This is a genomic window from Rhizobium sp. AN68, from assembly GCF_030758035.1.
Lineage (GTDB): Bacteria > Pseudomonadota > Alphaproteobacteria > Rhizobiales > Rhizobiaceae > Agrobacterium > Agrobacterium tumefaciens.
On the sequence record NZ_JARWMI010000003.1, the window covers coordinates 985,918 to 1,001,776 of the forward strand.

The following is a 15,859-nucleotide window of genomic DNA, read 5'->3' on the forward strand; positions in this document are numbered from 1 at the left end:
CCGGACGAACCCTGGCGCGTTGTTGCGGCAAAACCGTGACTTTTACTGGCTGGATGGCAAAAAGGCAGGCCACGATGCTGTATGGCCTGCCTTTAAACTCAGTAATTGTTCGGTTTCCAGCCGATATCCATATCGGCCCAGTCCTCGTTTGCGGAGCCTATGCTGACATCGCCGAGCGTGCGGAATGCCAAACGGGCATTGATCGACCAGTCATTGGCGGCCTGCCGGCTGGAATTGATATTGCCCTCGTCGGAGTAGCTGACCGTCAAGATCGTGCATTCATCCTGATAGGCGATGCCAATACGGCGCTCGGCGGCAAATTTTCCGTTCAGATCGTAGTTGATCGAGCCGAACAGCGACCAGTTGTCGTCCATGCGCAGTGTACCGGACGCCTGAACGATATCGCGGTCTTCATTGTAGCCGTACTGCGGCTGCGCCTTGACCTGCGTATAGCTGAGCTTGCCGGTGAGGCGGCGGTCCGAATAGCTGACGCCTGTCTCGGAACGGTTGATCTCGAGATTGTCCTTGTCGAAGCGCAGGCTCGACGACAGCGAAAGACCGATTGGCGCATCGAAGGCTGCCATGGCGACGTAATCCGAGCGGTCGGATTCGAGACCGGAATTCGCGCCGACATTGACGAGATCGTAGGAGGCGAAAGAATTGTCGCCCGCCAGGTGGAAAGACTGACCGGCAATGGCGCGAATGCCGTAGCCATTGTCGAATGTGCCGTTGTAGCGCAGACCGATGTTTGCGCGCGTGCCGCCCTCGATCCGGTCGAAACCGGAGAACTTGTCACGTTCGAACAGGTTGGTCGCGTCGAACACGAAAGCCTGCAGATCTTCGTTGGGGAAGCGGCCGGCATATTGTTCGTTCGGACGCACGAAAATCTGCGCAATCGGCTCGATCACGTGGTTGCTGTTAAGCGCCGTGAACAGCCAGGGGTAACGCACTTCCAGACCGCCGGTTACCATGCCTCGCAACGCCGCATCGTCCTGCATCATGCCCTGATAGGCATAAGACGTGCCACCCGATGTAAAGCTTGCAGCCGACATATCCGTCCACAGCGCATCGCCACGGGCGGCAAGGATCGGCGTGATCTGCAGGCCGCTATCCATCGTGAAGGTGCGCTTCCATTCGGCTTCGGTGGAAAGGCGCGTATAGTTTCCTTCAAGCCCGTTGAACCGCGAATAGCCTCCAAGCGCGTAGGCATCCTGTTTCTGGCGGGTGATGCTGGTCAGGTTGGTGGTCAGCGAAAGTTCGCCGCCATAGATCGGATCCGGTACGAAATAACGGTAGTCGACAACCGGATGAACGATGGCCTGCTTGCGTTCGTTGGATTCGTTGTTGTCCGTATCCTGAACGTTGAAATAATAGCCGCGGGCATCGAAGCTGTTCCGCTCGCCTGCGCCAGCCAAATAGATCTGATTGGTCTGGACGTCGTTCTTGTAACCCTTCAGCCCATAGGTACGCGAAAAGTTGTTGTCGGTCTGCACCATGGCATCCCAACCGAACGCCCAGCGCGGATTGATGGAGAAGTTACCCTTGCTGGCAATCATGCCGCGATTGTCGTTGAGGGCGTCACTGGTTCCGGCAGTAAATGTATCGGACTTCAGCTGGCTGATGCCGGCGACGGTCACGGTGTGCATGCCGGTTTCGAAACGCTGGCGCAGTTCCGCCTGCAGAAGCAGACCCTGCGTCGTGTAATAGGTCGGGGTAACGGTCACATCCGAGGTGTCGGACAGAACCTGGAAATAGGGCACGCCGATGCCGAAACCGAGGTTGTCGGTAATGCTCATCTGCGGAAACAGGAATCCGGACTTCCGCTTCACCGTATTGTCCGGAACCGTCAGGAACGGCACATAGGCGATCGAATGGCCGAAAAGCTGCAAGCGGGCTTTTTCCAGCCGGATCGTATGGGTCTTGCCGTCCTGAATGACACGTTCAGCCTTGACCTGCCACAGCGGCGCCTTTTCGGGCCGTTCGGCGCATGGCAAACAGGCAGTGTAGACGCCGTTATTGAGGACCATGCGGTCGCCTTCGAGCCGTTCGGCACTTTCACCCGCGATGCGGGTATTGTCCGGGGTCTCGACGCGCAGCGCATTGACGAAGCCCTGACCGAAATCGTCAGTGACATCCATCTCGTCGGCATAGATCTTGTTGCCGCCGGGCTCGATCAGCTCGATGTTGCCGTGCGCAATCACGCGGCCCGTCTGCTGATTATATTCCACTTGCTGGGCCACCATACGGTAGCCCGAATAATGCATGCGAACCACACCCTTCGCGATGACCCGCTGGGAATCGCGATTATAGGTCAGTTCATTTGCCGTAAGCAGGAGTTTCAGATCGTCTTGGCTTCCGGGCGCAAGCAAACCACCCTGGCCGAAAGCGACCGGGCTGGATGCCAAATATGCGCACACAGCGGCACCTGTCAGAAGGGCCGTCCAAAGCCGCCTGATATTCCCGCGGTCATATACCGCCACTAGCCGTCCTCCTGATGAAGCAGAATGGTTGCCCCCAAAGCCAACGCCACGATGACTGGAACCCAGACCGCGACGGTGGGAGGGACAACGCCACCACTCCCGAATGCCCTTACGAGCACGGTTACTACATAAAGCACGAAGCCGGAAACGATTCCACCCAGAATCACGGAGCGCGGCTGGGCGAAGCGGCTGAACTTTAATGAAACTGTCGCGGCGATCAAGGTCATCGCAACCAGAAGCAGGGGGGTCGATAGCAGGAAATGATACTGCGTCTCAAGCGCTTTCGAAGACAGTCCAAAAGACTTTGCAACTTCGATCTTGTGAGAAAGATCAAAGAAAGCAACGGTTTCCGTCTGTGTCATGCGTTCCTGAACGAATTCCCGTCTCAGATTGGTACTGATCCGCGTGCTCTCTTGCCGAACTGGCACATGTCCCGCGCGGGTTTCCGCGACGCCGTTAAGAAGCCAGTAACCATCTTCCAACTTTGCCGACTTCGCGTCCTGCCGGGAGACGATGTTGCCGGCCTTGTCGAGGTGTATCAGAACCACGTCGAGAAGCATGGTCCCGTTGTCTTCGAAGCTCTTGGCGCCGATGATCGTATCCTGGCCGCCGCTCGACTGGCGCATCCAGGGAATGATGTCCTGCTGGCGGCCGCCGCTGCCTTCGTTACGCCAGCCCGCTTCCATCGACAGCGACTGGTTTTGCCCCCAGGCGGCGATAGGGTTGAGGACGAGGACGGACAGGATGCCGAGAAAGACCGCACCAAGGACAAAAGGAAGGATGAATTGCCAGGCGGAGACGCCTGCCGCACGCGTGACGACGAGCTCGTAACGCCGGTTGAGCGAGATCAGCGTCGTCATGCCGACGAAGAGTGCGATGAAGGGAATAGTCTGCTGCAGGATCAACGGCAGGCGAAGTGCGGTGAGACCAAGTGCGCCTGGAACCGAATAGCCCGGCACGCTGGACATGCGCCGCGCAGTTTCGCTGAAATCGGCAAGATAGATAATTGCAGATACGCCGAGCAGGAACCAGATGGCCGTGATCAGATACCGTTTGAGGAAATACCGGGCGAGGGTGCTGAAAATCATGCGTTACCGCTCCCCGAGCTTCGCGCCAGCCGGCTGGAGAAAAGACGGCGCAGACGGCTGGCCGTATCCGCGATGATCTTCGGCATTCTCGGCTTGCGACCCGTGATGAGAATAAAGGCGGCGGCGGCGCCGCTGAGGCCCGGCACGGCATAGACCAGCGGAATGAAGGCCGCGCTCTGCTTGACCTGGTTGGTGACGTAAAAACCGAGCCAGCGCAGCATGAAGGCCGTCACCAGCGCAGCGACCATCGGATGCATCCGCGCTTCACGATGCGAGCGCGCATCAGCGGCTATGACCAGCGATATCAGTGCGAAGGCGAAGGCGAACATCCAGTCCGACAGGCGCTTGTGCAGCTCACTGCGGAAGCTTTCGGGAGACCGCTTGTAACTCGCGTTGTTCTCGTCTGGCGAGAGAAGGAAACCGAGGCTCGCATCGCCCGGAGAAAGCGACGGTTCGGAAGTCTGCTTTTCCGACATGGTCGAAAGGTCGAAGGCATAGGACAGGAACTTGACGATGGAGACCTTGCCATCAGGTGTTTTCTGCTGGACTTCGCCGTCGCGCATCGTCAGCGACGTGCCGCTTTCATCGATCATGCCTTCCTTGGCGTAATAGATAAGATCGAAATTCGGATCGCGGCGGTCGGCGACGAACAGGCCCTTGAGGATACGGCCCTGACGCTGGGCGATCTGCACATAGAGGCCGTCCTGAACAGCGCGGAAGGTCTTTTCCTCGATCACCGACGAGAGGAGGTCGGCATAGGCAGCCGCCACCATCTGCCTGGCCGAATTTCGGGCAGGCGGCTCGATGAAGTTGGTGATGGTGAAGGAAAGCGCACTTAGAACGGCAGCCAGAATGATAACCGGGCGAAACATCACAGAGCGCGACGATCCGGCCGCATCGATGATGGCGAGCTCGGAATCGTTGTTCATCGCCGTGAACGTCTGGGTGATGCCGATGACGAGGGCGAAAGGCAACACGACGGGAATCAGCGTCGGCAGGATCATCGTCGCCAGCGCCATGAAGGAGCCCATCGACTGGCCGGTATCGGTGACGAGGTTGATTCTCTGGAGAACCTGGATGGTCCAGATGATGGCCAGCACCGGCAGCAGCGCGACCAGAAACATCTGCGTTGTCCGTCGCAGGATATAGTTCTCGAGAAGCTTCATACTGCCCTTGTCGACATTGTTTTTCTGCGCGATCGCTCGCCGGATTTCCGCCTATCTAATCGCATCGTTTGCAATTGGCTATTCCGGCACGCTCACAAAAATGTTTTGCACGATGATTTTTCCACCGCCTGTGTCTTTTTGTGGAACAAGCTGTCGGTTTCATGACGCGATCGGCCATTCCACAAAAATGCCTTTCCTTTAGCGAATGTCGGCCGTTAAAGAATGTGAGCCTTTAAAAATGCAGGGTTGCGCCGGGGGCCGAAAAGGCCATGATCGGGCGCACACGCAAGTTATCCACGAAGAGCAGGAAAACATGTCCGCCAAATTCGATATTTCTTTCGCCAATTCCGCCTCGCTTGAAAATACCCTTGCCGTTGTGCTGCAAGCCTCGGGTGAGGCGCAGGCAGCTGCCGGCGCATCGGAAGCCGATCCGGGCGGCGTGCTTGAACGGGCGGCAAAGATTTCGGGCTTTTCCGCAAAGTCCATGACGACACTCGACGTGATTGCGCCGCAGGGTTCGGGCGCCGACCGGCTTCTCGTCATTGGCCTCGGCAAGCCGGCGAAACTTGTCGCCCATGACTGGTTGCGTGCCGGCGGCACCGCTGCCGCCAATTTCAGGAAGGCGGACAAGGTTGCCGTCTATCTAGATGCCCCGGGCGTCGATGTCGGTGCGCAGGCGGCTGCGGATTTTGCGCTTGGCCTGCTGCTGCGTGCCTATAGCTTCGATGCCTATAAGACCAAGAAGAAATCCGATGATGAGAAGTCGCCGAAGAAAGTAGAAATCGTCATCGTGACAGCAGTCCATCAGGAGGCGGAAAAGGCCTTTGCCGTGTCCGAGGCCGTCGCGGGCGGCGTTGTCCTGGCGCGTGATCTCGTCAACCTGCCGCCGAATGTTCTCGGTCCTGTCGAATTCGCTGAAAAGGCGGAGGAGTTAAAAAAGCTCGGTGTCGAGGTCGAAATTCTCGGCGAGAAGGAGCTGAAGAAGCTTGGCATGAACGCGCTTCTCGGTGTGGCGCAGGGTTCGGCGCGTCCGCCCCGGCTTGCGGTCATGCAGTGGAACGGCGGCTCCAAGAAGGATGAGCCTATCGCCTTCGTCGGCAAGGGCGTCGTGTTCGATACCGGCGGTATCTCGCTGAAGCCCGGCCTTAACATGGAAGACATGAAGGGCGACATGGGTGGCGCTGCCGCCGTGACCGGCCTCATGCACACGCTCGCGGCCCGCAAGGCGAAAGCCAATGTGATCGGCGTTATCGGTCTGGTGGAGAACATGCCTGATGGTAACGCCCAGCGTCCCGGCGATATTGTCACGTCCATGTCCGGCCAGACCATCGAGATCATCAATACCGACGCCGAAGGCCGGCTGGTTCTCGCCGATGCGCTCTGGTACACCAAGGAGCGTTTCAACCCGAAATTCATGATCAACCTCGCCACCTTGACGGGAGCGATCACGGTTGCACTCGGCAATCTTCAGGCTGGCCTTTTCTCGAATGACGACGAGTTGGCTGCACGTCTTTCGCAGGCGGGTGATGTTACGGCGGAAAAGCTGTGGCGCATGCCGCTGGGCAAGGATTACGACAAGATTATTGATTCCAAATTCGCCGACATGAAGAACAGCTCCGGCCGTCTGGCGGGCTCTGTCACCGCCGCTCAGTTCCTCAAGCGTTTCGTGGGCGAAACACCCTGGGCGCATCTCGATATCGCCGGCACCGCCATGGGTTCGCCGTTGACCGAGATCAACCAGTCCTGGGGATCGGGCTACGGTGTGCGGCTGCTGAACGAACTCGTTCGCGCCCATTACGAAGATTGATGCGACCGGAGCTGCAAGTCCGCAGATGACTGAAATCCTGTTCTACCATCTGACGGAATCGAAGCTGGAGGATGCATTGCCGCCCTTGCTCGAAAAATCGCTGGAACGCGGCTGGAAGGTCGCGATCCAGACGGTGGACGAGGAGCGCCGCGATTTCCTCGACACGCATCTGTGGACCTTTCGTGACGACAGTTTTCTGCCGCACGCAACGGATAGCTCTGCCGCGCCGCAAAACCAGCCGATTCTTTTGACGGCGTCGAATGCGAACGGTAACGAGGCGAGTGTGCGGTTTCTCGTCGACGGTGCCGAACCGCCGGCGGTGGAGGGCTATGAGCGGATAGTGTTCATGTTCGATGGATATGATGCCTACCAGCTGGAAATGGCGCGGAACCACTGGAAAAGGCTGAAGACCGAAGGTCATGCGCTGACCTATTGGCAGCAATCGCCGGAAGGCCGCTGGCAGAAGAAAGCCTGATCACAGTTCCCCACACAAAAAGACTGGCAAAAATTCGCATGTGGCGCCGCCTGTCGGTTTTCGCATTATGAGCCGAGATCAGACATAGCTGTCTGATCCGGCCGACAGGTGACGGACGGTGGCGGCTGCCACAGACGAAACAGCAGAAGGACATCATCATGGGACAGGCGATTTCACGGCCCGACGGGGAAATAGAGCGTCTGGTCGCGGTGCGGTCAATCATGTCCGTCAAGAATGCCGAGATGCCGGAACTGGAAGTGCTGTCTCGATTGGGGCAGGGCGTCTTTGACGTCCCGCGTGCGGCCGTCCATATCGTCGATGAGGACTGGCTCCATATTGCCGAACAGGCGGGAATGCAACTTTCGGAATGCCCGCGCGATCTGTCGATCTGCAACCGAGTAATTGCCAGGCAGGATGTCGTGGTCATTTCCGATCTGACCCAGCATCCGGATTTCCGCTTCATGTCCTATGTGAAGGGCGGTCCCGGATTGCGTTCCTATGCTGGCGCGCCGATCGAGCTGGAACCAGGTCTTGTGGTCGGCGCCTTTTGCCTTGTCGATACGGTGCCGAGAAAATTCTCTCAAAGCGAAATTGACAATCTGAAGCACTTCGCGCTGCTGGCGGCCGCACTCCTGCGTCTACAGAAGGCCAATTTCACAATGAGTCTGGCGGAGCGTGAATTGCGGGATGCGGTGATGACTGATCCGTTGACCGGCTTTTACAATCGCAAGGCGCTGGAGGCGATTGTCGATGGCCAGCTTGGCGCGGCTCTGCGTGAGAACGAGGCCTTCGGCGTGCTTTATCTCGATCTGGACGGTTTCAAGGCGATCAATGACACGTTCGGCCACCCGGCGGGTGACAGGGTGCTGACCGCTGCCGCCGACCGCATTCGCAATTCGATCCGCAGCGAAGACACGGTGGTGCGCATGGGGGGCGACGAATTCGCCATTTTCATACCCCGTCCCAGCAGGTCTGAGGTGATGAACGGACTGGCAGACAGGCTTCTGGCAGCCTTCCGTGAACCCTTTGATGTTGACGGGCAGGCGGTCGGTGCGCGTCTCAGCATTGGCGGCGCCATCGCCCCTCAGGCCGGTGCTGACCGCGCCACGCTTTTGCGCAGCGTTGACGAGGCACTGTATCAGGCAAAAAAGTCAGGGCGCGACCGTTTCGTCAGCCGCGCCCTTTGATGCACCTGTCTTCCGGAAGGCTTCCAAAAGCCTTTCGGCTCCTCAGTCGTAGAAGGAATCCACGAATTTGTGGCGGCCGAGCAGGAAGGCATCGGCCACATGAGTCAATGGCGCAAGATCGACATCAGAGCGTCCGGCCTTGATGATTTCCGCAAAACGCTCGTAGAGCGCCGGATATTCCCGCTCAGGTTCCGACACCGCCTGCTCGCCATTGATGGAGAGCTTCGCGCCGCCTTCCGAAAGCACCATCTGCCCGGCCGCCGTTTCGGCAACGATATCCCAGCTCTGTTTGCCGGTCTGGCGCCAGTCGAACTCGGCGCGCACGGGCATTTTCGTAACGTCGGAAAAATGCAGCTCGGCAGCGATGGGCGCGTCGCGGTTTTCCGGGAACTCAAGCGTTGCCTTGGTCAGGAACAGCGCGCGGGGCAGGATGTGGGTGATGATCGACAGCGCGTTGATGCCGGGATCGAACACACCGAGACCGCCCGCCTGCCAGATCCATGCCTGGTTGGGGTGCCAGTGGCGCACATCCTCTTTCCAGATGACATGCACGCTGTCGATTTTTGTCGAGGCGAGAAACGCCTTTGCAGCTTCAACGCCCGGCGCATAACGCGAGTGCCAGCTTGCAAATAGCGAAAGACCCTTCGGATCCGCAAGGCGAACGAGATCCTGAACTTCCGAAAGCGTTGCGCCCGGCGGCTTTTCGAGGAAAACGTGCTTGCCGGCATTCAGCGCCGCATATGCAGCCTCGTAACGGTACTGCGGCGGCATGCAGAGCGATACGGCCTCGATATCCTCGACGGCCTCCAGCATGGTCTCGATGGTGCCGTAAGAAGCGACGCCATCCACGGTACCGTGGCGGCTGGCCGTGCAGATCAATTCAAAATCCGGATTGCCTGCGATGGCGGGAAGGTGCTGGTCGCGAACGATTTTGCCGACGCCGACGATGGCAAGCTTGGTGGCTGACATGAAGTGGGACCCATTTGTATGATGCGTGGGATAAAGTGTGACTTTACGAGTTTTTTAACAGAAACGCTCAAAGGAGCAAGGCGATCGTCCTTGCAGGTCCCGTCTTTTTTCCGTGCGTAACGGCATGGCAAAAATCGGTATGCATATTTTATGTTGCCTAATATTTGAAATGTGAAAATATTGTTTAAAATTTAAAAGTATTGATTTTATAACTTAATGCTTTTAAAATTCGGACTCGAAGTTAAGTTCCGAAATATTAATGCATAGTATATATGTAAACCAATTTCAATTTCAGTATTGAATGTATTATAATCATAATTGAAAATACCTAGCTATATGGATTTTTTCAGGATTTCAACGAAGGCAATTGTCAACTAAATACATACAGCGTAATTCTCGCATCTTATATACACTAAGTTCTTTAGTGTCGACGTAAAATTCGTTCGGTAGACTGTCTCGATGGTTTTTTCATTCGATTGTTGGTTGGCGCTTCGCTTCGTTGCTTGATTTTCCTGCTCGGCATTGTGCGACGCCCGCGGTGAGGAGGTACTCGAACTCGTGTCTTGTCAGCCGCTTGCTGTTGGCACCTGTCCGGCGATTTCGCACGGGGGCAGCCCGCGGTGGAGCGACAGGTCGTGTGGAGCGATTGGCTATATGTACTGATTTTCCTGCGTAAACGCGGGATTTGTGAAGGTCAAACGCCGGAACCACGGCAAAAGAATAGTAATGACCGGGGGACATGCAGAGATGATGGAATTGATCGCCGCCCAGGCGGCCGCGTCAGCCGCCGAGTTGCCGTTCCTGCTGCTCCAGGCTGCGGCCCTTGTCGGCATGGTGTCGGTGCTGATCCTTCTGCAGCGAAACATCGCTCTCGATGACGCTCGTTATAAAATCTACTACGGCATCATCTTCGGGGTTACCGGTTTCTTGCTGACGCTACTGGTATCCGAGTTTATCAAGCTGCCTTCCAAGCCCTATATCCGCTCTGACCTGCTGTTCCTGGCTGGCGTGTTGGGGTCCTGGCAAGGCGGCTTGATAAGCCTGGCGCTCGTCTCCGCAGGGCGATTTTTGTTTGGTGGTCCGGCACTCTTTGGGGCCGCTTTTCTGGATATGAGCATTATCTCGGCTTTCGGGATGGCAATGTATGGCTGGATGCGCCGGCGCAGTCTCACTGAACTCGGCGTCCGCGAGGTCTTCGGCGTATTCGCGGTCAGGATTTTCGCGGCGTTGTTCGCTGTTTGCGTGACCTATAGTCTCAGCATGATAAATCAGGACGTTTTTCTCAGTAACGTCGGACGGCGCATCTTCGGCTCGTTGGTTGGGTTGCCGATGATCGCCTGTCTGTTTCTGTTGCTGCGCAGCGAGGCGCGGGCGCGTGAAGAGGCAATGAAACGCGATGCTGCGGCGCGGACGGATTCGTTGACGGGCCTTCCAAACAGGCGCGCCCTCAAAGACCATATCGAAGTCGTGATGCGGCAGGAGCCGGCCGTTCCGCACGCTCTCCTTCTCATAGAAATCGTCAATATGGCCGATGTCGCCGCCTGCCAGGGCGAGGATTGGGGCGATCTTTTCTGGCCGAGGCTGGCAAAGGAAATCTGTAACGATGACAACGGCCTGCTGTCGAGTTCCAATGCACCGCGCAGCTTCATGTTCGGCGATACCACGCTTGCAGTCGTCATGTCGGGGATTTCGCTCGAGAAGTCGGAAAGCACAAGGCTGATAATGCGTCTCCACGACGGGTTAAGTACATTTTCACGGTCTGCGGATCCAGAACCGGTGCCGCATCTGAAAATCGGTGCCGCTAATCTGGATAAGCTTTCCCGGCAGAACGTGGCTTCCTTCCTCCGGCAGCTTAGTCTTGCGCTGCGAGGAAGCGAAAATCCGGTGCAGATATTTCCCTTCTCCTTTGCCGATAAGGCCACGCGGGACGAGGGGGTGCGCCAGATGCTGGTCAACTGGATCAGATCCGGCAAGCCGCCGATATTTTATCAGCCGAAATTCGAAATGCACAATCGCCGCATGATTGGCGCGGAGGCTCTTTTACGGGCGGTGGATGCGTGCGGACAGCCGCTTTCGCCCTATTATGTGCTGGAGATTGCCGAGCGTCACCGGCTGCTGGTGGAGTTTGAATGGTCGACGATCGAAGCCGTCGTCCGCGACCTCATCGACCTGCGGGGTCTCGACCCGGACTTTCATCTGGCGGTGAACATTTCAGCATCGTCTTTTGCCACTGCGGGCTTCGGAGAGCGGGTTGTGGCCTTTTTGAACGAGATGGGGGTCCCGGCGCACCGTCTGTCGATCGAAGTGACGGAGATGAGCAGGATACCGGCCATCGACATCGTGCAGCAGAATTTCGACAGGCTGAGCGAAGCGGGCGTGCGGCTGGCGCTCGATGATTTTGGCACCGGTTATGCGGCACTCACCCTGCTTGCGCGGTTCCCCTTTGAGGAGGTCAAGATCGATCACTGGATGACGTCCCGGCTTGAACAGTCGCGGTTCCGGGAGGCCATAGCGCTCGCATTCGAAAGCGCCGAACGTTACGGCGCCACGCTGGTGACGGAAGGTATAGAAACGGAAGAGCAGAGCAGGCTGCTCATGCAGATGGGAATCCGTTTCGGTCAGGGGTATCTTTATTCGCCCGCCGTGCCGCTCGAGCGGCTGCAGCCTCGCAGGGAATGCGCTTAGATTTTCGCACCAGCATGATGACGCATCACTGCGTCATCGCATCCTCATATTCGCTCGAAAGCATCAGCCACTGCTCCTCGGCGTCCGAAAGCTTACTCGCGGCTTCGCCACGCTCTTTGACTTTCTGCGCGGCCTTGGCAGGTGCCTTTTCGTACAAAGCAGGGTCCGCCAGTTCCTTGTCGAGCGACTGAATCACTTTCTCAAGCTTCGCCGTCAAAGATTCGATTTCATTGATCTTTTTCTTCAGCGGCGCAAGCTGGGCACGTTTTTCGGCGTTGGCCTTGCGCTGGTCGGCTTTCGATGTCTGGTCGGCGGTGGCTTCTGTCTTCTCTTCCTTCTTTTTTCCGGAAGAGACGACGAGGTCGCGATATTCCTCCATGTCGCCTTCAAAGGTCTTCACCGTGCCGTCGGCCACCAGCCATAGGCGGTCGACAGTTGCCTCGATGAGATGCCGGTCGTGCGAGATGAGGATGACGGCGCCGTTATAGTCGTTCAGCGCCTCGATCAGCGCCCGGCGACTGTCGATGTCGAGATGGTTGGTCGGTTCGTCGAGGATGAGCAGATTTGGCGCATGGAAGGCCGCAAGTCCCATCAGCAGCCGGGCCTTTTCACCGCCGGAAAGGTCTTTCGCAGCCGTCGCCATCTTCTCCGTCGCAAGGCCCATCTGCGCCACCCGTGCCCGCACCTGCGCTTCAGACGCCAGCGGCATCAGCTTGCGCACGTGTTCGACCGGTGTCTGGTCCGGCACGAGATCGTCCAACTGATGCTGCGCAAAGAAGCCGATCTTCAGGCCCGGGGCGATGCGAAGATCGCCCGCTTGCGGCGCAAGCCGACCGGAGATGAATTTCGCAAAGGTCGATTTGCCGTTGCCGTTGGAACCGAGCAGCGCGATGCGGTCGTCATTGTCGATGCGGAGATTGAGCTGCTTCAGAATGGATTTGCCCGGCTCGTAACCCACGGCACCGCCATTGATGGCGACGATGGGTGAGGCGGGCTGCTTTTCCGGCTCCGGGAACGTGATCGGCTGGACGTGGTCCTCGATCACGGCGGCGACGGTGCCCATGCGCTCCAGCGCCTTGATACGGCTCTGCGCCTGGCGCGCTTTGGTGGCCTTGGCGCGAAAACGGTCGATGAAGCTTTGCAGATGTTTGCGCGCGGCGTCGTTTTTCACCTTCGCCTTCATCTGCAATTCGTCTGCTTCGGCTTTCTGGCGCTCGAACTGGTCATATCCGCCGCGATAGAAGGTCAGTTTCTTCTGGTCCAGATGCACGATGGAATTGACGGCATTGTTCAGCAGATCGCGGTCGTGGCTGATGATAATGACGGTATGCGGATAACGCCGGATATAGTCTTCCAGCCAGAGCGTGCCTTCAAGGTCGAGATAGTTAGTCGGCTCGTCGAGCAGCAGGAGGTCGGGTTCGGCAAACAGCACGGACGCGAGCGCCACGCGCATGCGCCAGCCGCCGGAGAACGAAGAGGCGGGGCGAAGCTGCGCCTCGTGATCGAAGCCAAGACCGGCAAGAATGCTGGACGCCCGGGCTTCCGCCGAATGCGCGTCGATATCGACCAACCGCACCTGAATTTCCGCGATCCGGTGCGGGTCTGTTGCGGTTTCCGCCTCGGCCAGCAGCGCGCTGCGCTCCTTGTCGGCGGAAAGCACGATAGAAATCAGCGATTCTTCCGTTCCCGGCGCTTCCTGCGCAACCTGGCCGATGCGCGCGAGTTTCGGGATCGTTACCGAACCGCTTTCCGCTGAAAAGTCACCGGTGATGACCCGGAAAAGAGTGGATTTGCCGGCGCCGTTGCGGCCAACGAGGCCCACCTTTACGCCAGCCGGAAGCGTCACGCTGGCGTGGTCGAGAAGCAGGCGCCCGGCGATGCGGGCGGAGAGATCGGTAATCGTAATCATGGCGCCGTTTTGGCCGAACTGCGTGGCCAAGGCAAGAGCGCGCGCGCCACACCAGATCAGATATGCAGCTTCAACAGCCGAGCTGCGCCAGATAGCTGCTGCGGCTGCGTTGAGCCACGTCCCGGGAGTAGCCTATGACGCAATTGCGCGTGCCGCAGCGTGCGGACAGCAGGGCGAGCTCGGCATGGCTGAAAAATTCGGCTGATGTCGCGGTGCAGTCCACTGCCGCAACGCCGATCGAGACGGTCAGATGCTCGCCGTCGCCCTCACTGGTAACGAAACGCAGCGCCTCGACGTTCTGCCGCAACCGCTCTGCAATTGCTTCAGCTGTGTTTTGCGAGACGCCGGCAAACAGAAAAGCGAACTCGTTTCCGCCGATGCGGGCAACGAAATCGTCCTTCTTGATCGTCTTGCGGAAAAGCGCTGCCAGCCGGCGCAGCGCCTTGTTGCCGGCAGTGGGGCCGTATTTGCCGTTGATTTCGCGGAAATGGTCGATGTTGAGCAGCACAAGCGATGTGGCTGATGCCCCCTGAGCGCCCGAAAACAGGTCGCCGAGCTTCTCGAGGAAAGCCGCCCGGTTGGGAAGCGCCGTCAAGGCATCACGCAGGGAATTCGCCTGAAGATCGGTCCGGCTTTTCTCAACCTCGCGGATTTTCATCAGCCCCATGGAAACGAAATGCCGGAGACTCGTTTGTTCCTCGTGAATATCGCCCATCAATTGCGCAAGCCGCTCCGTTGCAGGCAGCTCGGAGTGATCTTGCCCGGAAAGACTGGCAATGAATGTTTCGGTGCGTTGCAGGCCGGCTTCCAGCCGCGCGGAAATCTGCTTCAGCGTCTCGAAGGCCGTCGCTGCCATCTGCTCGGCCTCGATCTTCGAAAAACCCGGCAGATTGTGTCTCTGGCCGACAATATCGATTTCATGCTGTTGCGGCGCGTTGCCAAGGGCGAGAATATCACGTCCCATCGCCGGGTTATGCCCCGACAATATTTCGTAGATCAGTTCGTAGTTTCGCGGCAGCGGTGCAATATTCATCTTGTCGATGAACTGAGCAATTTTTGTAAAGACGAGACCGTTCCTTGCCTTCTCGCGTTTTTTATCGCCCGCCGTTGACGTCACTGACAGCCCCAATACCAATAAATTATGAATGCACCGGTGATAACCGATTGTTGAACACGATTATTCTTACAAGCAACGGTTTAAAATAGGCTAAACCTGACGAGGTTTTCATTGCCGTGAGACCCCAATTCTCGTGGAGGGGACTGTTGCGCGCCGGATGCGATTTTTGATCAGTAGTATGACAAATCCTGATTTGATTTCAGGCGGCGGTCGTTTTTATATCGCATCATCGATGTAGCAGAAGAGGGTGCAGCCTATGACGACCTCCAGAACCTTATATTCACTTTGCGGAAGCGATAGCGCACGGCCGTTTTCTCCCCATTGCTGGAAAACCGTGCTTTCGCTTGCGCATAAGGGGCTGGATTTCGAGGAGCGTCCCTTGCCCTTCACGGTCATCCCGACGGTGGAGGACGGTTTTTCGAGGACCGTGCCGATCCTTCGTGATGGCGACCAGCTGGTGAGCGACAGTTTCGAGATCGCCCTTTATCTGGATGAGGCCTATCCGGAGCGGCCGTCGCTGTTTAACGGGGAAGGCGGCAAGGCGATGGCGCGTTTCGTTGAAAGCTGGTCGCAGACGGTACTGCACCCGGCCATCACCCGCATTGCCGTGCTCGATATCCACAATATGCTTGATGAGCCTGACCGCCTTTATTTCCGCGACAGCAGGACGAAGGCGCTCGGCCGGACGCTCGAGGATGTGGTGGCGAACCGTGAGGCGGAAATCGCGGCCTTCCCAGCGCTCCTGGCGCCGATCCGCCGCATGCTGGGCTTCCAGCCTTTCATCGGCGGCTCATCGCCGCTGTTTGCGGACTACATCGTTTTCGGTGCGCTGCAATGGGCAAGGATTACCACCGGAGCGGATCTGTTTTCCGAAAACGACCCCGTCCGTGACTGGTTCGAAGGCTGCCTTGACCTCCACGACGCCAGAGGCCGCAGTGTGACAGCGGCGTGAAATGTCTGCAGCCATCGTCGCAAT

11 protein-coding genes are annotated in these 15,859 nt (G+C 57.8%); 5 read left to right on the forward strand and 6 right to left on the reverse strand.

Features of this window, described 5'->3' with window-relative positions; translation table 11 throughout:
* Positions 1-98: 98 nt before the first annotated feature.
* From RBH71_RS17875 to RBH71_RS17885, 3 genes are read right to left on the reverse strand one after another with little or no spacing between them, the layout of a single operon-like run.
* The gene (locus RBH71_RS17875) at positions 99-2,480 is read right to left on the reverse strand and encodes an LPS-assembly protein LptD (protein WP_323687434.1); all 2,382 of its coding nucleotides are present in this window, start codon (positions 2,478-2,480) and stop codon (positions 99-101) included.
* Positions 2,480-3,568, reverse strand: coding sequence for an LPS export ABC transporter permease LptG (gene lptG / locus RBH71_RS17880; protein WP_323687435.1), 1,089 nt, complete (start codon positions 3,566-3,568; stop codon positions 2,480-2,482). Before lptG ends, RBH71_RS17875 begins: the two co-directional genes overlap by 1 nt.
* Positions 3,565-4,734: an LptF/LptG family permease gene (locus RBH71_RS17885; RefSeq protein WP_003512402.1), complete on the reverse strand. Its 1,170-nt coding sequence runs from the start codon at positions 4,732-4,734 to the stop codon at positions 3,565-3,567. Before RBH71_RS17885 ends, lptG begins: the two co-directional genes overlap by 4 nt.
* Positions 4,735-5,047: 313 nt before the next feature.
* On the opposite strand from RBH71_RS17885, the gene RBH71_RS17890 reads away from it, so the two are divergent.
* The 3 genes from RBH71_RS17890 (at position 5,048) to RBH71_RS17900 (ending at position 8,203) form a co-directional block, all read left to right on the forward strand.
* The gene (locus RBH71_RS17890; RefSeq protein WP_003512403.1) at positions 5,048-6,541 is read left to right on the forward strand and encodes a leucyl aminopeptidase; all 1,494 of its coding nucleotides are present in this window, start codon (positions 5,048-5,050) and stop codon (positions 6,539-6,541) included.
* 25 nt (positions 6,542-6,566) lie between these two features.
* A complete protein-coding gene (locus RBH71_RS17895; RefSeq protein WP_003512404.1) occupies positions 6,567-7,016 on the forward strand; it encodes a DNA polymerase III subunit chi in 450 nt (149 codons plus the stop codon).
* Positions 7,017-7,174: 158 nt separating this feature from the next.
* A complete protein-coding gene (locus RBH71_RS17900) occupies positions 7,175-8,203 on the forward strand; it encodes a sensor domain-containing diguanylate cyclase (RefSeq protein ID WP_003512406.1) in 1,029 nt (342 codons plus the stop codon).
* Between the two features lie 42 nt (positions 8,204-8,245).
* Here the strand turns inward: RBH71_RS17900 and RBH71_RS17905 are convergent, their stop codons facing one another.
* Positions 8,246-9,172: a Gfo/Idh/MocA family oxidoreductase gene (locus tag RBH71_RS17905; protein ID WP_323687436.1), complete on the reverse strand. Its 927-nt coding sequence runs from the start codon at positions 9,170-9,172 to the stop codon at positions 8,246-8,248.
* Between the two features lie 747 nt (positions 9,173-9,919).
* Between RBH71_RS17905 and RBH71_RS17910 the strand changes: the two genes are divergently transcribed.
* Positions 9,920-11,857 (forward strand): GGDEF domain-containing phosphodiesterase, encoded by a 1,938-nt coding sequence (locus tag RBH71_RS17910; RefSeq protein WP_003512410.1) that lies wholly within the window; start codon positions 9,920-9,922, stop codon positions 11,855-11,857.
* A 25-nt stretch (positions 11,858-11,882) separates the two neighbouring features.
* Here the strand turns inward: RBH71_RS17910 and RBH71_RS17915 are convergent, their stop codons facing one another.
* Both RBH71_RS17915 and RBH71_RS17920 read right to left on the reverse strand, forming a co-directional pair.
* On the reverse strand, positions 11,883-13,766 hold the full coding sequence (locus tag RBH71_RS17915; RefSeq protein WP_003512412.1) for an ABC-F family ATP-binding cassette domain-containing protein: 1,884 nt from the start codon (positions 13,764-13,766) through the stop codon (positions 11,883-11,885).
* 70 nt (positions 13,767-13,836) lie between these two features.
* Positions 13,837-14,883 carry a GGDEF domain-containing protein gene (locus RBH71_RS17920; RefSeq protein WP_003512413.1) on the reverse strand — a complete coding sequence of 349 codons (1,047 nt, stop codon included), beginning with the start codon at positions 14,881-14,883 and terminating at the stop codon, positions 13,837-13,839.
* 256 nt (positions 14,884-15,139) lie between these two features.
* Here RBH71_RS17920 and RBH71_RS17925 point away from each other — a divergent pair, with 256 nt between their 5' ends.
* The gene (locus RBH71_RS17925; RefSeq protein WP_038490568.1) at positions 15,140-15,835 is read left to right on the forward strand and encodes a glutathione S-transferase family protein; all 696 of its coding nucleotides are present in this window, start codon (positions 15,140-15,142) and stop codon (positions 15,833-15,835) included.
* Positions 15,836-15,859: the final 24 nt, after the last annotated feature.